A 24,869-nucleotide genomic window follows, 5' to 3' on the forward strand; every position below is an offset into this window, starting at 1 on the left:
GGGTACGGCGTACCAATTTAGCAAATTGTCCAATCTTATATGTGCTCATAATAAATGTATATTAACACATTTTTCTATATTTTTCAAAACTGTTAATTGCTCCCCATCATGGCTTGCCATTCATCTGTTCATCGATTTTTGTATGGAACTAAGTACAAACGTTAGCATTCTTTTAGCGCATCTACCGCATCGCTTATTGCAATGAGCAGCATCTTGTTCAACGAACTCTTATGTGCACGAGGCTCATTGATCGCTGTAAATGAATGTCGATGGTCACACTTTTGATAATTTTTAAGCAAATGTCGGATTTTTGTGTGCTTTCTAAGTTTTCCCTAAGCTAGTTAAGAAATAATAAGTTCACACAGGGCGACGAAGCCTTTTTCCTGTTTCGATACTTCGTCGCTATTTGGTTTAAGTATCACCACGCATACGGAGTGACTATGAGCGACCTTTTCGGCAAGTTAAAAGATACCGTTGGTAAGAATATTCCATCAAATATCCCATCAGGTGCTGGCATGCTTGGCGCTGCAGGCGTAGGCGGCTTAGTAGGCGCTCTGTTTGGTGGTTCAAAGGGTGTTAAAAAAGCCGCTAAGAATGTTGCCGTAGTTGGCGGTTCAGCAGCTTTAGCAGCCCTTGCTTACAAGATGTACGATAACTGGTCTAATAGCCGCAAGGCCCAAGATCAGGCTGCCAATGTACCTCAGGGTGGCTATGGAGCCCCTCAAGGTGGTTATGGCGCTCCACAAGGTGCCTACGGTGCCCCTCAAGGCGGTTATGGCGCTCCACAAGGTGCCTACGGTGCCCCTCAAGGCGGTTATGGCGCTCCACAAGGTGGCTATGGTGCTCAAGGCGGCTATGGTCAGAGCGCTCCATCTGATGATCCTTTTGCCGCTTACAATGCTGCACAGCAAAACCAGCCATTAGCTCTGCCAAATGATGATGCCGGCAAGCTTATTTTACAGGCCATGATCTTTGCTGCTCGTGCTGATGGTCATATCGATCGTCAAGAGCAGGAGATGATCTTAAAGACAGCCCAAACCGTAAGCCCAGATTCAAACTTCAATGCCACTATCAGCCAGTTCTTAAATGCACCGCTTGATCCTAAGGCATTAGCTTCCAAGGTTTCAAATCAGCAGCAGGCACTTGATATTTACAAACTTTCAGCTACTGCCATTGTTGCTGATAACGACATGGAACGTCGTTACTTAAGCGACTTAGCTGCAGCTTTAAACCTCGATTCCATGACAATTGCCCAGCTTGATAATGACGCCAATCAGCTGCGTCTGCAATTATCACAAAGTTAACAAGACCTCTATCGCCAAGCACTTGCTGCTTGGACAATAATCATTAAAAAGGCCTGCAGTACACAACTGACAGGCCTTTTTTATATCAACTTTCACCATCATCCTTCATTTTGCATTAGCGCAGCACTTGCTACGCTAACAAGTGCTGATGGTGTCATGGTTATTTAGCTGTTTAGCTATTTTGCTAGCTTAGGTCTACCTCTGGGCTTAAGTCTAGCTTTGAACTTAGTCTACATTTTGGCTTAGGTCTAGCTGTGGACTTAGGTCTACCTTTTGTCTTAGGCCTAGCTGTGAACTTAGTCTGCATCTGGGCTTTAGTCTAGCTGTGGACTTAGTCTAGCTGTGGCTATTTGTGCGGTGGGTATTCCTTTTGAATGCGCTGCAATTCGGTGTAGATACGTTTATCGGAAATTGGGCCGATAACACCAAGATGCTGGGCAAAGTAAGAAACACGGAGCTCCTCAATCATCCAACGTACATCCTTTAGTGGAGGTGGCAGTAAGTCAGTATGGTATGACTTAACTACTTTCTCATACTCGTCCTCTAAGTTCTCGAGAGTACGCATGTACATCTGATCGCGCACCACATCGCGATTGAGTCTTTGAACACGCTCTAAGGCAGCCTGTAAGTAACGAGGCATTTCCTTTAAGTGCTCAGGACCACAATCGGAGATAAAGCCCTTGTAAATAAGGCTATCCAGCTGATGGTTAAGGTCTGCATAAGATCTTGCCAAGTCAAAAGAGATATTGCCCTTTAATAGGCGCTTTAACTCATGAGCCTTAACTAAGCTTTGTTCTACTACATTGGCAACAGCTAAAGCCTCATCATTAAGCTCACCGCGAACGATCTCACGAATGCGGTTAAAGTTATCCTCATCCCAAGGTACACCACCATTGCGCTCCATGATGTTGCTAATCGCACACAACATCAAATCAAAGATCAGTTCTTTGATAGAGCCAAGTGGCTGATAGTACATGGAGAGCTTGGCTCTATTAGGCAGATGAGTCTCAAGATATGAGGTTGGTGTCTTTAAGCTTAAAGCAATCAGCTTAACGGAACCTGCTCTCATCGCACGCTCTTGACGCTGTGGATTGTCATAGAGCTCTAAAGTTACACCATCGCCGTGATCTGTTAGCGCAGGATATGCTGTAATACGCAGTGATCCTTGCTTAGTAACTTGCTCACGCTTAATGGTGCCATACTCCCATGAGGTGGCAGGAGGTGCTACCTGATGAGTCTTAACTACCTGATGTAAGACCTCACGAGCCTTGCCTTGAAGTCTTGATGAAAGTGCGGCAAAGTCCTTACCAAAAGCCATCTCTTTACCATCGACACCTTCAACTGAGAAGTTGACGAATAAGTAAGGTTCAATCAAGCTCTTATCAAAATCTTCAGCAGTAACAATCTCACCACCCATGCGAGTAAGCTCTTGAGCTACTGCAACAAAGAGGTTTTCAGAAACCACACGCTTGTTCTTGCCTTTAGCACTGTTAGAGGAGTTGTTAGCTAAGCCACCTTGAGCCGCTGCAGCGCCCGCATCTAAGTTAGTGGATGCATGCATAGAGTTGTTCACTGAGGCTGCAGAAATGCCTGAGGCATCAGTCTCAATAAAGCTCATGAAATATGGACGTAAGCTATCTTCTAATGCCTTAGCATACTCAGGTGCCGGAATGAGATTACGACGTAATCTCTTTGGCAGTGAACGAATCAAGGAGGCAAAAAGCTCCTGACGTAAGCCGTCAATTTGCCATAAGAAAGCATCAGCTTTGACCTGATTTAATACAGTAATTGGGATATGTACTGTAACACCGTCACGATCAGAGCCAATATCAAAGACGTAGCTTAACTTAAAGCGCATGGAGCCTTGAGACCAGAACTCAGGATAGAGCTTGTCTTCAATGCTCATAATGTCAGTACGAGAGATAGTCTCATAGCTAAAGTCTAAGAAGTGTGGATCTTCTTTTGCCTTAGTGCGCCACCACTTGTCAAAGTCACGAATATTGCAAATATCGCTTGGGATGCGCTCTGCATAGAACTGCTCTAATGAGGAGGCATCTACTAAGAGATCACGACGTCTAACCTTGTCCTCAAGGTACTCTACATCGTCAATCAGCGATAGGTTGTGCTTATAGAAGCGATGGTTGCAATCGATATTGCCCTCAACAAAACCATCTCGAATCATCAGCTCATGACAAAGTTTTGGATCAATATCCTGATACTGTACTAAACGCTTTTGCACAATTGGCAGACCGTAGATACTACGGGTCAGATAGGCCATCACACAGCCATTCTTCTTAGACCAATGTGGCTCGTTATAGCTATTCTTAATTAAATGCGGAGCTGCAGCTTCGGCATAGCCTGGATCAATAGCCGCAACTGTTCGAGCAAATAGACGAGTAGTCTCAGCAAGCTCAGCAGCGCAAAGCCACTTTGGTGGCTTCTTGGCAATTGGAGAGCCTGGGAAGATTAAGAACTTAGTACCACGCGCACCGATATAGTTATTGCCATTAGGCTCAACCATACCAATGTGGCTTAATAAACCAGCGATCAGCGATCTATGAATGGCTTCATACTCAGCTTTCTCATCATTAAAGTTAAGGCCTAGCATTTGGGCTGATGCTCTTAACTGACGGTGTACATCTAACCACTCACGGACGCGTAAGAATGAGATGAACTCTTGCTTGAGCTGACGGCGCATCGCAGAGTTGCTAAGCGAACCTTGTAACTCACGAATATACTCGTAAAGCTTGAGGTAAGAGAGGAAGTCAGACTTTTCATCAAAGAAGCGCTTGTGATACTGAGTTGCGGCCTCTTTCTTGTCAATTGGATACTCGCGTGGATCCATGACCGCAAGAGCTGAGACAATAACTAACACCTCAGAGAGAGCACGATATTTAGATGCCTCAATAATCATACGACCTAAGCGTGGATCGCATGGCAGTCTTGATAAGGTACGGCCAACTTGTGTGAGCTGTAAATGCTCACCATCTGGACCAAAATTACCCTTGCCAATCACAGTAGCACCAAGTTCATCAAGCAGACGTAAACCGTCGCTTACCTGACGTTGCTGTGGGGCATCAATAAATGGGAAGCTCTCTACTCTACCTAAGCGTAAAGAGGCCATCTGCAGCAATACCGAAGCTAAATTGGTACGCAGAATTTCAGGATCGGTAAACTGTGGACGGCTATCAAAATCATCCTTTGAGTACAGACGTACACAGATACCATCACTTACACGACCACAACGACCCTTACGCTGATTAGCACTTGCTTGAGAGACACGTTCAATTGGCAGACGCTGTACTTTAGTACGTGAGGAATAACGTGAGATACGAGCTAAGCCTGGATCAATAACGTATTTGATACCAGGTACGGTTAAAGATGTTTCAGCTACGTTAGTAGAAAGAACAATACGTACACCAGTGTGCTCAGTAAAGATCTTGTTTTGCTCTGATGCAGCTAAACGAGCATACAAAGGCACGATCTCGGTATCTTTTAGTCCTGCTTTGCGTAAGAACTGTGAGATCTCTAAAATATCACGCTCACCAGGTAAGAAGACTAAGATATCGCCTCTTCCACGAGCCATGAGGTAATGAACTGCCTGCAAGATACCTTGTCTAATATCTAAGGTATCTGGAATATCTTGCTCATCGCCATCATTACGTACATTACGTAAAGCTGTAGCAGCACTCTTTAGTGCAGTGCTCTTAGCTCCTGCAGTAAGTGAAGTGCTCTTAGCACCTGAAGTATTTGCCCCTGCTGCAGTTTTGCTGCTGTTTGATGACTTTAAGCTATTGGCAGCCATACGCAATTGAGCCATGGCCCCACCAGAGTGCTGATAGTCAGACCACGCACCAGGACCGTTGTCAGCTAGCATGGCATCAATCTGAGCATTGCGCTCGTCTGATCCTGTCTCAAAGCCATTGTCTGAGTAATCACGCTCATAATGACCAGTGCCATCATGATGCTCAATATATACGCCCTTGTGATCTTCCATTAAAGGCATATACACAACTTCTACAGGATAAGTACGTCCTGAAACCTCGATAATTGGAGCACCTCCAAAGTGTTCAGAGAAACGCTCCACATCAATAGTAGCAGAAGTGATGATGATCTTAAGCTCAGGACGACGAATGAGCAGCGTCTTTAAATAACCCAGTAAGAAATCGATGTTGAGCGATCTTTCGTGGGCTTCGTCGATGATGATGACATCATAGCTAAGTAACTGACGATCAGAGGCAAGCTCAGAGAGCAAGATACCGTCGGTCATTAACTTGATATAGGCCTCAGGTGAGCTAATGTCAGTAAAACGTACCTTGTATGAGACGCTCTTACCTAATTGCTCATGCAGCTCTTCGGCAATACGGGAGGCCACAGCACGGGCGGCTAAGCGACGAGGCTGAGTATGACCAATTAAGCCCTTGATACCAAAGCCAGCCTCTAAACACATCTTAGGAATCTGCGTGGTCTTACCAGAACCAGTTTCACCGGCGATGATAACTACCTGATTTTCCTTAATGGCCTTCACGATCTCTTCACGACGCTGAGATACTGGTAAGGACTCTGGATACTCAAGCTTTGGAACATTGTCACCACGGGCCTTTAGTGACGCAACCTCACTTTCAACCCACTCCTTAAGCTCCTCACGCTTAAGGACAATCTCCTCACTTGCAAGTACATCCTTAAGCAGCTCGCGCTTATCTACACCCACGGCAGCTGAACCAACAGCAGCACCAGCATCAACGCCATCAGCACCATCAGCTGCATTTGCAGCTGCATTAGCTGCAGCTGCGGCGCTTGGTGCCTCACAAGCGGATGCATCATCAAACAAAGACTGCATCAAAGCTAAGATGGCCTGATCTAAATCAGTAAGTTTGCGATAAGCAAGACGACGAGATTGGTAGGACATATTGTCCTGATGCTCTCGAACTAATTTGAGAGCCTCAAGATCAAAGTATTTACCATCTAAAAGTGGAGCTTTTTTAGCGCCTTTCTTTTCTTTTGCAGACTTGGCATTACGCTCATGCTTGTTCTTTGACTCATGATCCTGATGAGGGCGATTTTGATCTTTGCGCTCTTCATGGTTGCTGCGTGGTCTTTGCTGAGCTTGTTTTTTATTGGAGGCCTTGCGATCTTTACTATCGCGCTCAGACTTGTCAGCAACCTTGCGCTCCTGATCTTTTTGAGCATGCTCGTTTAAGTCCATAGCTTTACGCTGCAGACGGTTTAAAGCACGATCTAAACGCTGTTGCTCTGTCTCGTTCTTATTACGATCATTAGAACGGTTACGATTCTTGCTGCCATCATTGCGCTCACGACGATTTGAGCCTCGCTCAGCGCGATTAGTACGCTCACCTTGTTCATGGTGATTAGTGCGCTCACCTCGCTCAGCGCGATTAGTGCGCTCACCTTGTTCATGGTGATTAGTACGCTCACCTCGCTCGGTGCGATTGCCATCATTAGAGCGCTCAGCACGATCAGCACTCTTTAAACGCTCACGGCGCTCTTGTTTTTGAGCATGACCGTTAGTGCCGCGAGCATTATCGTTATCGCTTGCGGCTAAAACAGAATGGTTGGTACGTTGAGCCTCTAAAGCTTTTGCCTTAAGGGCGTTTTCAGCAGCTGAGGTGAACTTAGCTAGACTTGCTGCTTTTTGCTTGAGCTTGTTAGTAGACTCCTGACCATCTTTCACAATGATGGCATCAGCCTTAGCTTGTGCTAAGTCTGCATTTTGTCTACGCAGTTGCGCTTGTAAATCCTTTAGATCTGAAAAAGAGCTAAATGAATTTGAGGATGAAGATCTACTGCTCATTGCAATGCCCTGTTAATTAGATGCCTCTCGGCATTTGTCAAAAGCATGCTCAACCAAAGGACTAAAACCATTAGCCTCATGGTGAACTTTGCTCTAAAAAGCGCTCCATTATACCGCACCAATATGCAAACGGCCATTTTGTGGGAAAACAAGACCATGAGCACCATTAGTAGCAAGAAGCGTAGCGCTAAAAGCAGCGAGGGGCACTCAATCTTCATCTAGCCCAAGGATAGCAGCTCTATCTTCATCTAGACCAAAGGAGTGTAGCTTAAGCTTTGTCGTGTGTTCTGCCGCTTTGCCATCATCGTTATTCTGCTTATTAACTAAGCTTCGTCTTATGGCTTATGAAATGAAAAAGCCACTTAGTTAGAACCTATGTCTAGCTAAGTGGCTTGATGTAGCTGTGAAAGCCTAATTTAGATTTGAAAGTGTGCTAGCAACCTTTTTAATGGGCCGCTAGCGTGTTGCCATGCTGCTTGCTGTTGCCAGCTTTTGACTGCAGCTTGTTGCTGGCAGCATTTGATTAGCTTGCTTTGAACAGTGCTGTGAGCTTGGCTACAAGCAAGGCTATTACACTCTTAGTATTGGAAACGAGTATTTCCACGAGTGTACTTTTGCAGCATGTTGGAATCGGCCAGCTCGTCGAGAGCTTCCTCGGTGAGCAGCTTGGAGGTCTGTACAGTCTCCATACGCATGATCTTCACGCTATGCGCTGCCACCATGTTTTCAAGACCAGACTCGTTAGAGTATCTACGTGGCTCGCCATCAACTTCTGATGAGTCGATCACTGCAGACCAGTAGCGGTCATGGAAAATACTTGGCAGGCGGAACATTAAGTCCTTATCTTCGTTGTTAACGATGAGACACCAACGTTCGCCCTTGTTATTGCGATCACCCACATACAGGCAGAAGTGGTTAATCTCAGTTGAGTGCCAATCGGCATCAGACAACAGCGTACCGTTCGACTTTCTCCACTTAGCAATATAGTCATTCTCAAACTTGTAGAAGAAGTCATCAAAGAGGTTAATTTCTTTGAGCACACGAGAGGTATTAAGCACTCGCATCAGCTTGCACAAGTAATCAAGGAAGTAACGTTGCTCTTGTGAGATATTCCAATGATAGTAGTTTAAGTCATTGTCTTGGCAATAAGAGTTGTTATTACCAAGCTGAGTACGACTAAGCTCATCACCGCCTAAGAAGTGCGGAATACCTTGAGAGATGATGAGAGTAGCCATGAGGTTACGCTTCATCTGCCAACGACGCTTAATCACCTCAGGATCACGGCTTACGCCCTCTTCTCCACAGTTGTAAGAGTAGTTTTCGTTAGTACCGTCTGAGTTATTGTCTTGATTGAGCTCGTTGTGCTTGAAGTTATAGGACACTAAGTCTTCAAGCGTGAAGCCATCATGGTAAGTAATGTAGTTTACTGAGGCGTTGATTGAGCGTTGGCCCTTAGCAAAGACATCACGCGAGCCTAAGATGCGAGTGGCAAGCTCACCCAGTAAGCCGCGATCACCACGCCAGAACTTACGAACAGCATCTCTATAGCGATCGTTTTGCTCTGACCAACCACGAGGGAAGCCGCCTAAGTGATAGCCGCCTAAGCCTGGATCCCAAGGCTCAGCCACCATGAGAGCATGCTGAATTTCTTCATTAGCAAAGCATGCCTTAAAGAAGCCGCAGTTTGAGTCAAAGGCATAGTATGAGCCGGCATGCGACTCACGACAGATGGTTACCGCAAGATCAAAGCGGAAGCCATCGACGCGCATCTCATTGAGCCAATACTTAAGGCTGTCAATGATAAGACGAGTTGAGACCATGCTGTCGGCATTAAATGAGTTACCGCAACCTGTAGCATTGATATAGTTTGCATAATCTAATGAGCGATCTTGCTTTGGCTCATAGGCATAGTAGCTACGAGCATCTAAGCCCTTGTAGCTAAGCACCGGACCATCAATACCTGCCTCTGCAGTATGGTTAAACACCACATCCAAAATCACGGCAATACCGTTTTTGTGGAAAGTCTTAACCATGGTCTTAAACTCGTTGATCGCATTGAGCGGATCACAAGCATACTCTGGATTTGGAGCCATGAAGCAGACTGGATTGTAGCCCCAGTAATTCTTTAAGCCGCGTTTAACTAAGAATGGCTCACTCATAGAGGCAGCGACAGGCATTAACTGAACAGTAGTAATGCCTAAACGCTTTAAGTGCTCAATCACGCTCTCATGGCACATACCTAAGTAAGTACCTCTGTGATTAAGCGGTACATCTTCTTTGAGCTTAGTCATGCCCCTGACGTGAGCTTCATACAAGATTACGTCAGCACGATCACGGAAGACTTTCTTAACACCTTCCCAGTTAAAGTCATCGTTACCAACAATCACTGCCTTTGGAATAAATTCCTCGGAGTGATTGAGATACATATCCTCATCGTAGTTAAACGGCTTAGTGAGCAACTTAGCATATGGGTCGACTAAATAACGGCCCTCTTTAAAGTAAAAGCCCTGATTAGGATCATTTGTGCCTCTAGTTTCCAAGGCATAGCAGTCTCCGGCTTTAGCACCTTTGATAAAGCCATACCAAACACCGCCTTTCTGTTGACCTAGCGGAAAAGATCCAAGTTTTACTTCTTTTTTGCTGTATAAGTGAACTACAACTTCAGCTGCATCAGGTGCCCAGATACTAAAGTAGCAACCATCATCATATAAAGTTGCTCCTAGTCCAGTTTGACGCATTCGATCTTCAGATACAAACTCGAGCATTCATCGCTCCTTATGAAAGCACTTACAGAGCAATCTAATAACCTGCCAATCCCCAGAACATAAATGAGCATACCAAGGCGCATCCATGTACTACAGTTAAGGTGCTCATACTTTCACTACTTTATCTTAAAGCTACACAACTCGCTTTGTAGCAACAAGATAAGCCCATCAAGAGGGCTGACAGATCAAAACATGAAACTTAACTTGGGAACAGAAGAACTAGTCCTCTATAAGTTTTTCAACAATGGCACTTGAGCTTTGTTACCACAGTAAGTTTTAGTGCTGCGCTAAAGGAACGCATCTTAAACACTACCTCCATGGTTTTAAGTGGTGCGAGGCACCTAAAGCCACCAAGTATTAAAACATACCAAATCCTTGTTAGTATTATGCTGCAATGACGCGCCATCGGCTCATTAACAATGCAAACTGGTGATACATAATCGATATAGATCACATAGATAAATTAATTTGACAGCCTCATAAGCTGCCTACGCGCCAAATGTGTACACAACCAAGCTAGCAAAGCTGCACATTAAGTAACAATCTCTTGCATCCAAAGCCACAAAAGCAAACCACTCCCAAACACATTTGTAAAAGCCAAAAGAGTCCCCGCCTGCCAAACAACAAAGGTATTAAGAGGCACACAAAAGAGCAATTACAGACAAATAACAAGAGCAATTAACAGGCAAACAACAAATGGCCCCTGTATCTTAATAATTTGCTGCCGACCAAAATGACAAAGCCCAGCGCTAGGCTGGGCTTTTTTACAGCTTATTAAACTGCATTATCCATCACTAAAAGCGATGAGATGTGCTAGATCTGATTAATCACCAACACGCTTGATGAAGACAGTAGCTAAAGGTGGCAGATCAAGCACTAAGGAGTGGTACTGACCTTGCCATGAGATATTGGAAGCTACCATGCTCTCTGGGCCTGTTGAGTAGCCTGAACCCCAGTACTTCTTGTCATCAGTGTTAAATACCACCTTGTAAGTACCAGGACGTGGTACACCAAGACGATAAGCAACATATGGAACTGGAGTGAAGTTGGAGACCATCATGATCTCATCCTTCACATTGCCGCTCTTCGCTGCGTTGCCACCCTTTTCAGGCAGAGTACGCAGCATTGCAAATACAGAGTGCTCAGCATCAGATACGTCGAGCCAGCGGAAGCAGTCAGGATCGTAATCGTTAGCCCACAGTACTTCGTTTTGCTGATAGAAGTGGTTTAAGTCCTTAACTAAAGCCTGTACACCCTTATGCTTGTCGTACTGGAGTAACCACCAATCTAAGCCGGCATCATGGTTCCACTCGTTGCCCTGGGCAATTTCAGTACCCATGAAGTTGAGCACCTTGCCTGGATGACCGTATTGGTAGGCTAAGAAAGAGCGCAGATTTGCTGCCTGCTGCCACTCGTCGCCTGGCATCTTGTAGAGCATGGAGTGCTTACCATGAGTTACCTCATCGTGAGAAATAGAGAGGATGAAGTTCTCGTTGTAAGCGTAGATCATGGAGAATGACATTTCACCATGGTGGTACTTTCTAAAGTATGGATCCTGAGCCATGTACTCAAGGCTATCGTGCATCCAGCCCATGTTCCACTTAAAGCCGAAGCCTAAGCCGCCAGTGTAAGTAGGACGGGAAACGCCGGTAAAGGCGGTGGACTCTTCAGCGATGGTAACTGCACCTGGATACTTAGCGTAAACAGTCTCGTTAAACCACTTTAAGAAAGAAACTGCTTCGTAGTTGATGTTGCCGCCGTTAACGTTAGGAATCCACTCACCATCCTTACGTGAGTAATCCCAGTAAAGCATAGAAGCAACAGCGTCTACACGCAGACCGTCAACATGGTAGTAATCAAGCCAAATTAAGGCAGAGGCTACTAAGAAGTTGCGTACAGTATCACGGCCAAAGTCGTAGATTAAGGAGTTCCAATCTGGGTGCCAGCCACGACGTGGGTCTTCGTACTCATAAACTGGAGTGCCGTCAAAGCGAGCTAAGCCGTGAGCATCAGTTGGGAAGTGAGCAGGAACCCAATCTAAAATCACACCGATGTTGTTACGGTGGCAGGTGTCAACGAAGAACTTAAAGTCATCGATGCCGCCAAAGCGTGAGGTTGGAGCAAACAGACCAGTTGGCTGATAACCCCATGAGCCAGAGAATGGATATTCCATTACAGGTAGCAGCTCAATGTGGGTATAGCCCATTTCCTTACAGTAATCTACAAGCTCCTTGGCAAGCTCACGGTAATTTAAAGAAGAACCGTCAGCCTTACGCTTCCAAGATGCTAAGTGCACCTCGTAAATGGACATTGGGCGAGTAAGCTTGTCGCACTGCTGAGCCTTTTGCCACTCCTGATCATGCCACTCATAAGTAGTCTGATCGGAAATGATAGAAGCAAAGGATGGATACTGCTCGTGGTAGAAACCAACAGGGTCAGCCTTGTGAGGCAGACGATTGCCGTTATTATCCTTGATTTCAAACTTATAGCGCTGGCCTGCACCTAAATCAGGTACGAATAATACCCAGTGGCCAAGTAAGGAGCGAGCCATTGGGTGACGACGGCCATCCCAGAAGTTGAAGTCGCCGATTACAGCTACAGAAGTTGCAGAAGGTGCATAAACGGCAAACTTAGTACCCTTTACCTTGACGCCATCAACTTCTAACTCAATTAACTGAGCGCCTAAAGTCTTATAGATGTTCTCAGGGCTTTCGTACATGGTGTTAAGACCGTAGAAAGCCTCATCGCGGAACTGATATGGGTCTACAATTTCGATCTTAGAGTCGTTGTAGACTACTTCAAATACATAGTGGAAAGGAGCCTTGACATCTTCCATGACCTTCTCAAACAGGCCATCTGGATTGATGACATTGAGTACACAGATTTCCTCCTTGCCCCTTAAAGTTAAAGCACGGCAAGACTTTGCACCTGGCAACCAAGCTCTGAGAACAAAGCCGTTACCATTAGGGTTTGGTTGCAAGCCTAATACTTCAAAAGGCTTGGCAAGACGTGCACTGTTGAGTTCATCAATAAGCATTCTCAAGCTCCTTAACATTGCGATAGGTTAGAAAAACTTGTCTCAAGCTCGTAACAGCTAGGCTAAAGATAACTATCTACCTAACCACTAGAAACTAAAAGCCCAAGGTACCTTTAAAACCATACTTTTAGCTACAGTAGTTATGACCAAGTTTATAGAGCGCAAACTAAGCTGCGCAACAAACCTATCTGCAGTATCTGACCTTAACACGTATACAGGTCAGAACAATCAGCGCCTTATTCTCTTAACAACAAGCCCAGTGGCGTAAAATCAAAGCTAAGCTCTTGATGGAACTTATGTGTCCACGCCCAACCGTGAAGTATGCAATTGCCTCTAAGGTAGAGAGTTCTCTTATTGTCAAAGTACTAAGGCAAAATGTCGCCAAGAACTTTATGTAAGCTCTAAGCAACAAATGGTGTGCTCGTTATAGCACAGTCATATGAAATCGGTTTTAAGATGAATCTAAGCAAGTAATAAACGCTAATGAGGCCACATAGCCTCTCAAGCTACGCCTTAGCGTAGCAGTGCTACCTTTGCTTAGATATCACATCACAATAGTCACCAAGCTAAATGCATCAAAGGATATGCATAACTACAATGACACTTTTGCATGTCTAATATACTTATAGAATGTCTTTGACGCCATATAATCCACTTTTAGCCTTAAAACAGTGCAAAAGTGATAAATATACAGTGCAAAGAACACGATAGATACTACATAGCTCAAAGTATATTTTGACATGTTATAACTATAGTACAGACCAATGTACAGTGCGCTAAGACTTGCTCGGTTACGTGGCCAAGCTCGCAATATTTACGCAGCAAATTTTCAAAAGTGTTAGCAAGGTAGCGTATTAGCAATGTTTTCAATGCCATTGCTGCTCTAGTATTGAGCACACTAACAACCTCTTTTCGCTTTATGTGGGGTGTTGGTTTTACTTCATTCAACATTTTTAGAGCGCACAAAACAAAAGAGACCAGTACAAAAATGCACTAGTCTCTTTAGTATCAACCTCTAGTTACGCATCTTGCCAAGCTTAGGATATGCATTTGTTATCTCTATCCTAGATGACATAGGCGCTTAGACATTATTTAGTAGAGGTGATGAGGTCTTTCATTGCGAGCTTCTGTCATGGCATTAGTTAAGTAGCGGACAAAGCTATCTTTTTCGATGTCCTCAATGTTAACTGTGAGCTTACGACGCCAGTTAGGATACTCGCGGAAGGTGCCTGGAACGTTAACTGGCTTTAAGACACCAATCCAGTCCTCGATCTGGGATGAGAACATGGCGCATGAACCACGACACATATGCTTTTCTAAAGCCACGATTAAGGCCTCAGTCATCTCATCAATTTCATGGGCACGTCTAGGTACGTCATCACCTGCTGAACCTAAGCCATGGAGGCTGTCGAGAATACGCTGTTTTGCCTCCATACGATCTTGCGAAATACGCTGTGCAATCTCATCAGTGAAGATGCCAAGCTTATTGCTCAGCTCAATATCATAATGAGACCACCAACCAACTAAGGTTGCCATGTCGTGAGTGGTTAATGCAGATAAGGCTTGAGGCTCATAATCTTGAGGAGCAATAAAGCCACCATCAGCTGCACGCTCGCCAAAGAAGAGCTTATAAGAGTATGCACCAACTTCTTTAAGAGCTACGCGTAACTCCATAGGAATGGTGCCTAAGTCCTCGGCAATGATGAGGCACTTATTACGCTGAGACTCTAAAGCTAAGATACCTAACCAATCGTGCATATTGTTATAAACATAAGCACCATCAGTTGGCTTGTGATCTTGTGCTACCCACCAGAAGCGATAGAGGCCAGCGGCATGGTCAATACGCAGTGCACCACATGACTTCATATTGGCTTGATATAAAGAAATGAGCTGACGATAGCGGCTACGACGCAGTGCATGCGGCTCCATTGGAGCAAGACCCCATGACTGGCCTAATGGGCCTAATGGATCAGGTGGAGCACCGACCTCAGCAGCGCCACGGTAGATATTGTCAGTATCAGCCCAAACGTCACATGAGCCTTCAGATACGCCTACAGCTAAATCGCGGTAAGTACCTAAGATCATGCCTGACTCTTTGGCTGAGGCATAAGCCTCTTCAAGCTGCTCAGCGGCAATGAACTGTAAGTAGCAGTAGAAGTAAACTTGCTCTTGATGCTTTTCACGCCATAAAGAGACAAAGGTGGAGTTGCAGTCTTGATACTCTTTAGGGAATTTTCTCCAGCCCCAAGCATTTTCACCTTGTGAATAAAGCTCACGCTGCAGTGCATCGTAAGTAGCCATATTCAAAAGTGACTCGCCGCCTTGCTCCATGAAGTCAACAAACTTCTTACCACGTGAAGTGCGCTTATCGAGCATACGAGATGAATCAAAGATCATCTCTAAGACCTTAAGCTTTAACTCAAGTACCGCACGATAATCAACGAACTCGCGATCACGTAAAGCTTGCAGCTTCTTGGCAAAGGCCGGGGATTCAACTAAATCACGAGCTGCCTTATTGTTGATGTACTCAGGAATATCATTAACAGCAATATAAATGATATTGAGCCAGCGACGTGAAGATGGAGAGTAAGGGCTGACCATATCAGGATCAGGATTAGCTGGATAGCCTGCATGCAGTGGGTTTAAGCCCACAAAGTGACCACCGCGATCATGAACCATCTTAAGTACGCTCTTAAGATCATGGAAATCACCCACGCCCCAGTTATGACGAGAGCGAATGGAGTACAGCTGAATAGAAGCACCCCACAGCTTTTTACCTGACTTCATCTCATCAGGTACATAGCAACGCAGTGGAGTTGCAATTAAAGACTGCTTGATGGAGTCCTTAACAGTTACACCATCTTTAATCTGTACAGAGAAGGTGTGATAGCCCCAAGGCAGAGTTAGCTTGCGTGGCAGTACATCAGGCAAGATGATACGACGAATGTCGTAAGTACGGTCTTGCACTGTAATGTAATCAGCAATCTCAATTTCCTCTAAAGGCACAGTGTCGCAATACTCTGTACCGTCTTCGAGGACTAAATTCCAAGTAAGTTGTGCAGCCTCAGAGAGATTTTCTGGAGTGCGCATATAAATGAAAGGACGCTCGCCTTCACGAATCACGCATACAGGATCTAAGATCTCCTGATATGGCAAGAGCTCCTCTTTAAGAGCTCGCTCTTCAAGAGCTGCATTGTCGCTCAGATCATAGCCCATGGCCTGCAGAGTAGCCATACGAGCATCTGATGAGATTATTGTAGGCTTGCCTGTGCAATCGACATAATCACGGGCAATGCCCATTCGGTCTGCAAAGTTTTCTAAATCAATCATCTAAAAACACCACGGCTTAGCCATCTTGCAAAAGACAACCCTTAGACAGTCTTTTGCTAGAGGCCTAATGCCTCTAAAACAAGTGGATTAAGCATCCTCATCATCAGGCCAAACCTTAAATGTAAAAACACAATAGTTAAGCAGCGATGATGAGTATAGACACTTATGCTACATGCTAACGCATCGACAAACTTTCCGCATTGCATTGCATCAAACTTTTCATCATCTACAAGCACAAAATCCGAAATTTGCACCGCAACACAGCAAATAAAGTCAGAAAAACCAACAAACCAGTCAAGCAAACTGCCAAAACCCAAATACAAAGAGCCATATCTCACCATATAAATAGGAATCTAGATAGGAAACTAGATAGGACATGAGGCCCAAACTAAGAAACAACTAAATGGATAAAACAAAACAGATCTCTACATAAACTATCTGGTGGAATGGATAGGCAAAACAGTGCTCTAAAGTTTCCGCTACTTACTAAAGAGATAGATAGAGAACTATAGCTGCAACTCAATATAGCGCTATTGAATATAAGCATCTTCATTTACTACTAATGAGCTAATGGCACTTTTTCATGATTATACAGGTGCAAATTTGCATCTACTTTGGTGCAAGAGGGTATTGATGACAATTAATTGCGGTAAACAAGCAAAAATATGGCAAATTTGCGATCTACCACAAAGTCTTAGCAAAGAGTTGAGTCAACGGCAAAAGTTGGCATTTATATGCGCATTTGAATGGAGACTAATACAAAGTCCGATACAGGGCCGATGCGTTAAAGAAAGTCTATGGTTTTGTTCATTACAATGAAAATTGCGAAATAACTGCAAAATTTTGCAGTCTTAAACCGCAAAATGAGTGCAAAACCAGGCCTGGATTATTACAAAATTTGTAAAAGTGGCTCATTTACATCAAATCACGGCATACGGTCGTCGTACAAGATTAAGATACTAACTAATAGTATCTAGTCTCGCTGCCACTCACAGCCATTGTAATAAAGCTCATATATATCCCCCTTTTAGCTGCTTAAAAAAGTTGGATTTATGAAAATTGCAAAGATGTATTGACAAGATCAAGCTCTATTGAAAATTCTTTGCATCTTGAAAATCTTAAAAAGCAGCGTATATTAGTAATCACATTTTCTAGTAACCACACAGATTTAGGTGACTAACAATGATTAAAGTTGGTATTAACGGTTTTGGCCGTATCGGTCGTTTCGTTTTCCGTGCTTCCATCTACCGCCCAGAGCTCGGTATCCAGGTTGTAGGTATTAACGACTTACTCCCACCTGAGTACATGGCTTACATGCTCAAGTACGACACCATGCACGGCGCTTTCAAGGGCACCGTTGACGTACAGGACGGCCACTTAGTTGTTAACGGCAACGTAGTTCGTGTTACCGCTGAGCGTGACCCTGCACAGTTAAAGTGGGGCGATATCGGCGCTGAGTACGTTGTTGAGTCAACTGGCTTATTCTTAACCGACGAGAAGGCACGTAAGCACATCGAAGCCGGCGCTAAGCGCGTTGTTATGTCAGCTCCTTCCAAGGACTCAACCCCAATGTTCGTTGTTGGCGTAAACGACAAGGATTACGCTGGCCAGGACATCGTTTCCAACGCTTCTTGCACCACCAACTGCTTAGCTCCTTTAGCTAAGGTTATCAACGATAACTTCGGTATCGATTTAGGCTTAATGACCACCGTTCACTCAACTACCGCTACCCAGCGTACTGTTGACGGCCCATCCTTAAAGGATTGGCGCGGCGGCCGTGGTGCTTCTCAGAACATCATCCCATCCTCAACCGGTGCTGCTAAGGCTGTAGGTAAGGTTATCCCAGAGTTATCTGGCAAGTTAACCGGCATGGCTTTCCGTGTTCCTACCGCTGACGTTTCCGTAGTTGACTTAACCGTTACCTTAAAGAAGGGCGCTAAGTACTCCGAGATCTGCGAGTGCTTAAAGGAAGCTTCTGAGACCTCCATGAAGGGTGTATTAGCTTACACCGCTGATGAAGTTGTTTCTTCAGACTTCTTAGGCAACACCCACACCTCTATCTTCGACGAGAAGGCTGGTATTGCTTTAACCGACAACTTCGTTAAGTTAGTATCTTGGTACGACAACGAAATCGGTTACTCCAACAAGGTTCTTGAGTTAATCCGTTCTATCGCTGACTCAGGCAAGTAATCGTTTGTAACTTGCATTAGCAAGTAAACAAATAAAAGGAAGGGGAGCTCGTTCTCCCCTTTCTTTTTTGCTTTTTGGAAAGCACAAAATTCAAACTGCAGCTCATGCAGCGCTTACTTAAAAGCACCTCTTTCAGGCAAAGTAAGATTACCTTTAGTCATGATCCACTGTATATCATGATCCACTGTAAGTTAGATGTACTGATCGTCACAATCCACTGCACTTAGCAGCAGCGCAAGAGATCATCTGACTCGTTTAATTAGCTTACTTATAGGCCTCAAGTTTCACTAGGCAGCTGTCACAGCAACCCCAGCCTAGATTTGCAGACTCATAAGTTCAACAGCAGCTAAGTTATTAAACCTGGCTTCCGCCATGCTCTTTAGTCTGCTTGCTCAAGTACGAAACGACTCAGCCGTTTTCTGTTGAGCACAATCTCATCTGCACTTAACCCATGATGTTATTTGCATGATGAAAAGGTTTCGAGGCATTGCCTCCCAACTTCAACAAGTTACAAAGCATCTTCTGTGCTTTTGTTTCTTGTTACCAATTAATCTGTGTGTTTTGCGCCCTTTTCAGGGCGCGCTTTGACACGCCAGAAATCTCCCCACTATTCCCTACTCTTTTATACTTCCCATTCTTCCTGTTAATTGCTCTTCGCTTGTAAGCAGCAGCCTAATCTCACTGTATACACGCCATCAATCCACTCGCACCGATACCCCGAATAGCATCTTGAACTCGCTATCTGGCAGATCCCTAACTTAGGTCTTTTCATACATGACGAGTTTGCAAAACAAATGAAATGTGTTCGTGTGGCTACTTGATTGCTACAGACAAAGGTTTGGTGGAGTTCGTGTGGATACTTGATTAGCGCTGGGCAGATTTGCTGGAGTTTGTGAGGATGTTTGATTAGCGCTGGGCAGATTTGCTGGAGTTTGTGAGGATGTTTGATTGGTACAGAGGCTAGAGCATGCTTATTGACTGATTGCATGTATTGCATCTGTATATTGAGTGCATACCAATAGATGGGAGCTTAGAGTTTTTATCTAAGGCAAATGGTGAGCATGTGTTAGGAGGATTATCGTTGTGGCGCTTTAAAAAAGGCCGCATACCACTACGGCCTTAAAACTAAGGTTATCCTGCTAGGCAGGATTTGTATATCATACGCTCAATTGAGAAAATTTTCTCAAAAACCCAACGAAAATCCCTATTTATTCACTAAACCGCTTATTTTTTGATGCCTGCAGCTATTTGTGGAGCGATTTGCTTGATAACGCGATATGGAATCTTCTGATTTTCAAGGTATACCATGGCATTTAAGTATGGCAGCATGGTCTCAAAGAGCTGCTTATAGCCCTCACAGAAGTAAGTCTTTGAAACACCAGAGACATTTACTATGCGATGTTTGATGCAACCACCATTGCAGTAGCTTAAGTACTTACATTCCTTACAATCAGCGCTTAGCTTGAGCTTATGGGCACTTAGGCGGCTAGCTTTGAGATCCTTAAGTGAGCAAGTTGCAGTTGCTGCAGTAGGATCGGCACCATCGACCTGACAACGAATAGCAGGCATGGCATCAGCCTTTTCAATATCTAAGATATTAGCTAAACGATACTTTGGATAAACTGCCTGATCGCACTCGTAGATATCGCCATTAGCCTCAAGTACGAAGTTATCTGGACAACGATTTTCAAAGACGCAGGAGAGGTGACCTAAACCTAAGACATTAGAGATTAATGACTCAAACTGACGAATATTGATCTTATCGATATCGTTATGTACCCACTCAAGGAAAATAGCGCTCATAAACTCGCCATAGCCCTTAGCTGGCAGTGAAAATGGCTTAGGCTCAAAACTCTGAGGGATATTGTCAAAGTCGGTGTTCTCAGGATTGGTCTCAATAACCTCAGAGAACTGCATGAAGGTTGAGCCAATATCCTTTAAGAACTTATACACCTCTAAAGGATGGCGATAGTTGCTTTCGTTGATACAGGTAAGTGTATTGAACTCAACGCCATGTTTTTTGAGAAGCTCAATGCCCTGCATGACCTCGCTATGAGAGCCACCGCCGTTCTTAGAGTGGCGATACTTATCGTGCAACTCAGCTGGACCATCAATAGAGACACCAAGCAGAATCTTGTGCTTTAAGAAGAGCTCACACCACTTGTCATCAATCAAGGTGGCATTGGTCTGAATGGCGTTTTCAATCACCTTGCCATTGGCATATTGGCTTTGCAGAGCAAAAGCCTTTTCAAAAAACTTACGGCCAGCAAGTAATGGCTCACCGCCTTGCCAAGTAAAGAGGACGTGATCGGATGGGCACTCTTGAATGTAACGTGGGATGAAAGCCTCTAAGACCTCATCTGACATGATGCCCTTGTGCAGCATGCCCTGCTCTTCACCTTTTGGCAGATAGAAACAGTAGTCGCATTCAAGATTACAGGTGAATGAAACTGGCTTAATAGTGAAGTGCATGACGATCCTGCCTTATTCGGGAAAAAACAGCATCCCTAGAACAGCTCCCTTGATGCACTGTACTAGAGTGTCAATCAAAACCTATGTTTAGCCATGCTATAGCGGCGCATAAACACTTATCTTTGATTGAAAGTAATGATAATTACAGATGCCAACACCAATGATATAGCTGCTGTTAATACCAGCGCTTAATCTCTGGCGCAAAGCTGTTGGCTATGAAATCTGAGTTGAGCATTGCTCAAACTTAAAAGCCAGACCCTAATAGCTAAGATCTGGCTTTTTTAGTTTACAAGATACCAGCACTAAGTGCTGATATCTTGCTGTGCTTAAGTTGAAGAGATGATTACTTGTTTAATGCATCAACAATCTTCTGGTACTTAGGCTGGTTGATTGGCATGATAGGTGGCTTGGACTCAGAAAGCTGCTTCTTAGCAATCTTCTTGAGCTGCTCAACAACCTGAGGCTTCTCCATGGTCAGATCGTTCTTCATCTGCAGATCACGCAGATCGTACAGACGCAGAGCATTGTCCTCAGCAGTGTAAATCAGCTGATACTCGTTGGTACGTACGGTGTAAGTGAACTCAGATAAGTTCTCAGTGTTAGGGTTGTGTGGATAGTAGTCAGACTCGTAACGAACATACTTGTGGTAGTTATCCCAGAATGGAATGTTACGGATGTCGAACCAGTGTGAGAATGAGGTCAGCCATACGAGGTGATCGTGTGGGTTGCCCTTCTTCTCGCCGTTAATGTAAGGTAACAGTGAAACACCGTCTAAGGTGCCCTTGAGATCCTCAGGAATAGGAATACCAGCAGCATCTAAAGCAGTTGGGTAGAAGTCCATTGCAGATACGAGCTTGTCGTACTTGCCGGTCTTTAACTTGCCCTTCCAGTAAGCAAACATTGGGGTATGAGTACCGCCTGGATAGGTTAAGCTCTTGTAACCTGCCTGTGCGCCGTTGAGTGGTAATGGACCGTCGATAACAGCACCGTTGTCGGAGGTGAAGAAGATGAGGGTGTTATCAAGCTGACCATTCTTCTCGAGCTGCTCGAGTAAGCGCTTAACGCCCTGGTCTACAGAGTATACAGATGCGTAGTAGTTATCTGCAGTCTGTGAACCGGTGTTGAAGCGTGACTGATATACATCAGGAGCGGCAACGTCGTTTGGAAGGTGTGGTGCGCTGTAAGCAAGGTAAAGCATGAATGGAGCATCGATTGCATCAGCACGATTTACAGCCTTAATAGCTGCATCGGTGAGCTGATCAGAGATGTAACCCTCTGCCTTTACGTGCTCACGGTTCTCAAACAGAGCTGGTGAGTTGTAGTATGCAGTGCCAGCTGGGTGGAAACCGAAGAAGTAAGAGAAGCCGCGATTTTGTGGCTGACCTGGCTCATCACCGAAGGTGACGAAGTTGTCGTGGTAGTCACGGGTCTGCTGATCTTCTGGTACTGGGATGTTGGTGATCTTAGATAAGTGCCACTTACCTACGCAAGCAGTGTAGTAGCCGTAGTTTTGGAAGAGTTCTGGTAAGAATGTCTCAGAAGCTGGAATACCATCTTGTGAGTCGGTATTACCGTATACACCATAGCGGGATGGTGAACGAGCAGTCATGATAGCTGCACGAGAAGGGCCTGACATAGCGTGAGCTACGTAACCCTGGGTTAAACGTACGCCATCATCCATGAGAGCACGTAAAGTTGGAGTAGAGTTACGAGCTGCCTCAATAGCCTTGTCTACATCGATCTTAAAGGTGGCAACCTGTTCACGGTTTTCCATGGTCTTAGGATCGAAAGAGCTCTCATCATATGGAAGCTGACCATAGCCTAAATCGTCCATGGTGATAACGATTACGTTAGGCTTGTCCTTAGTGGTGTATTCAACTGGGGTAAAGTCAGCAAAAGCAACGTTAGTTGCAGTAGCCTTACCATTGTCAGCTGCAAATGCAGCACCGGCACCGAAAGCAGAGATGGCTGCACCTACTGCAATAGCAGTGGCGCTCAGTTTTAAATTCTTCACAGACTGAATATCCTCATACTAGTTATCAGGATGTTCGCATGAAGCTGTACATGCCTCTATCTAATTACAGTTGAAGCTAAGCAAAGTATTAAGCTAAGAGCCTATATAAACTCTTTTTTAATAACTCATTATGAACCTAACTTTAATCGTTTAGACAATTTGGCTAATACGAATAGATAGCAAAACTCAACTTCACCACACGCAATCAAATGACAACGCTACATTAGTTGAGTGAGCTAATTCCATGTGAACTCATACATGATAGATCTGATTTATTTTCTCAGTTAACTGAATGTCCCTTTTTGTGAATAGTATCTCGTAAAAAAGTACATTATTTGTGCAATTAATGTAAAATGACACAATATAACTTACATCAAAAATGTTTCAAACCCGCATTATATCTAGTAGTTTTGCCATAACAATTATTGTCAAGACAAAGTCAAAACATTTGACTAGGATCCAAGGATCCCATACATAAAGCAATTAACAACTATTCTAGGTACGGTTAATTGCTCTTAACTCAACTCAATAGCACTACATCCTGCCGCTTTACGAGGCATACTCTTAAAAGCAAAAATATCCCTAACCATGAACTTGAGATGTTTTTAAACTTTTTGACTATCGACTCAAAATAAAAGCTCAAGATCTTTTGCCTACCCCCAAAAATAAAAGGCAGAGCGCCGAAACGATCTGCCTTTGATTTTGATTGACGAAATTAGTGTAGACACCTAGCTAAACGTTGCTAGGTTTAAGCATTGGTCTAATTAACGGCCACGAGCACGCAGAGCAGCAATACGCTTCTCAAGTGGAGGGTGGCTCATGAATAACTCAGATACGGATACACCGCCGTTGATGCACAGAGCACTGAACTGACCTTCCTTTTGTACATTAAGGTCTTTCATTCTCTGCAGAGCCTGCAGTGCACTAATCATGCGATCAGTACCTTCTAAATCAGCAGAACCCGCATCAGCACGATATTCACGGTAGCGGGAGAACCACATGGAAATAATAGTAGCTAAGATACCAAAGAGCATCTGCAGTAAGCTATTAACCATGTAGAAGACAAAGAAGTTACCGCCACCAGAGCTATTCTCATCAGAGCTGCGGTTTAAGAAGCCTGACAGGGCCTGCGCAATGATGTAGGAGAAGAAGTACACGAAGGTATTGAGCACGCCTTGCAGTAAGGTCATGGTCACCATGTCACCGTTGGAGATATGGCTAATCTCATGGCCTAAAACACCACGTACTTCATCGGCGCTCATGTTGTTTAACAGACCACTTGAAACAGCTACTAAAGCAGCGTCCTTAGATGCGCCAGTTGCAAAGGCATTTGGCTCAGCTGAGTAGTAAATACCTACTTCAGGCATAGCAATGCCGGCTCTTTGAGCCATGGAGGATACTTCTTTTAAAAGGAAAGCTTCAGCATTGTTGCGTGGCTGAGTAATTACCTCAACACCATAGGCTCTCTTACACATGGATTTAGACATGAATAAAGAGACGATGGAGCCAACTGAACCAAAGATGGCGCACATTACAAACAGGCCAGCATAGTTACCAGGTGACAGACGAATGCCTAATAAAGACATCAAAATAGAGCCGACCACGCCGACCACTACAAGCACCGCTGCTTGCATAAGAATAAACAGCAGAACGCGCATAAAGACTTTTCCTCGAAAAATGAAATAGGACTGGTACTAAACAAATACCATGGTGCATATTCTAACTTGTCTTACTTAGGCAAAAGATAGATTATTCCTAGTTTTGCTCACTTTGCTCACAAGAAATCACAAGGACACTACTTTTACTTATCCTCGCTCATTTTTGCCTAGCCAATAAGTAGTTCATATCTTTCCTGTTGATTGCCATTCATCTAGACCTGCTTTCGAGCCACATCCTATGCTCAGAGCAATTAACAGCAAATGCAGCCCCTCAATGGCCATGAGTA

General features: G+C 44.4%; 10 protein-coding genes. 2 read left to right on the forward strand and 8 right to left on the reverse strand.

Annotation, left to right across the window (positions count from 1 at the left end):
• Positions 1 to 440: 440 nt before the first annotated feature.
• Entirely contained in the window at positions 441 to 1,304 is an 864-nt protein-coding gene (locus H524_RS16175; protein ID WP_052338830.1) for a DUF533 domain-containing protein, read from the forward strand.
• Between the two features lie 346 nt (positions 1,305 to 1,650).
• Here H524_RS16175 and hrpA read toward each other — a convergent pair whose 3' ends face one another.
• From hrpA to H524_RS17235, 5 genes are all read right to left on the reverse strand, one after another.
• On the reverse strand, positions 1,651 to 7,116 hold the full coding sequence (gene hrpA, locus H524_RS16180) for an ATP-dependent RNA helicase HrpA (RefSeq protein WP_052338831.1): 5,466 nt from the start codon (positions 7,114 to 7,116) through the stop codon (positions 1,651 to 1,653).
• Positions 7,117 to 7,694: 578 nt separating this feature from the next.
• Positions 7,695 to 9,881, reverse strand: a complete 2,187-nt coding sequence (gene glgX, locus H524_RS13590) for a glycogen debranching protein GlgX (protein WP_044121205.1) — start codon at positions 9,879 to 9,881, stop codon at positions 7,695 to 7,697.
• 823 nt (positions 9,882 to 10,704) lie between these two features.
• Positions 10,705 to 12,918 (reverse strand): 1,4-alpha-glucan branching protein GlgB, encoded by a 2,214-nt coding sequence (gene glgB / locus H524_RS0101230; RefSeq protein ID WP_027938916.1) that lies wholly within the window; start codon positions 12,916 to 12,918, stop codon positions 10,705 to 10,707.
• 1,092 nt (positions 12,919 to 14,010) lie between these two features.
• On the reverse strand, positions 14,011 to 16,248 hold the full coding sequence (gene malQ, locus H524_RS0101235) for a 4-alpha-glucanotransferase (RefSeq protein WP_027938917.1): 2,238 nt from the start codon (positions 16,246 to 16,248) through the stop codon (positions 14,011 to 14,013).
• A gap of 56 nt (positions 16,249 to 16,304) precedes the next feature.
• Entirely contained in the window at positions 16,305 to 16,565 is a 261-nt protein-coding gene (locus H524_RS17235) for a hypothetical protein (RefSeq protein WP_156907500.1), read from the reverse strand.
• Between the two features lie 865 nt (positions 16,566 to 17,430).
• Here H524_RS17235 and gap point away from each other — a divergent pair.
• Positions 17,431 to 18,438: a type I glyceraldehyde-3-phosphate dehydrogenase gene (gene gap, locus H524_RS0101240; RefSeq protein WP_027938918.1), complete on the forward strand. Its 1,008-nt coding sequence runs from the start codon at positions 17,431 to 17,433 to the stop codon at positions 18,436 to 18,438.
• Between the two features lie 1,224 nt (positions 18,439 to 19,662).
• Here the strand turns inward: gap and H524_RS0101245 are convergent.
• From H524_RS0101245 to htpX, 3 genes are all read right to left on the reverse strand, one after another.
• A complete protein-coding gene (locus tag H524_RS0101245; RefSeq protein WP_027938919.1) occupies positions 19,663 to 20,910 on the reverse strand; it encodes an anaerobic sulfatase maturase in 1,248 nt (415 codons plus the stop codon).
• Between the two features lie 343 nt (positions 20,911 to 21,253).
• Positions 21,254 to 22,924: a sulfatase family protein gene (locus tag H524_RS0101250; RefSeq protein WP_084281578.1), complete on the reverse strand. Its 1,671-nt coding sequence runs from the start codon at positions 22,922 to 22,924 to the stop codon at positions 21,254 to 21,256.
• Between the two features lie 764 nt (positions 22,925 to 23,688).
• Positions 23,689 to 24,582: a protease HtpX gene (htpX, locus tag H524_RS0101255; protein ID WP_044121206.1), complete on the reverse strand. Its 894-nt coding sequence runs from the start codon at positions 24,580 to 24,582 to the stop codon at positions 23,689 to 23,691.
• Positions 24,583 to 24,869 lie beyond the last annotated feature (287 nt).

It is taken from the genome of Anaerobiospirillum succiniciproducens DSM 6400 (assembly GCF_000482845.1).
GTDB lineage: Bacteria > Pseudomonadota > Gammaproteobacteria > Enterobacterales > Succinivibrionaceae > Anaerobiospirillum > Anaerobiospirillum succiniciproducens.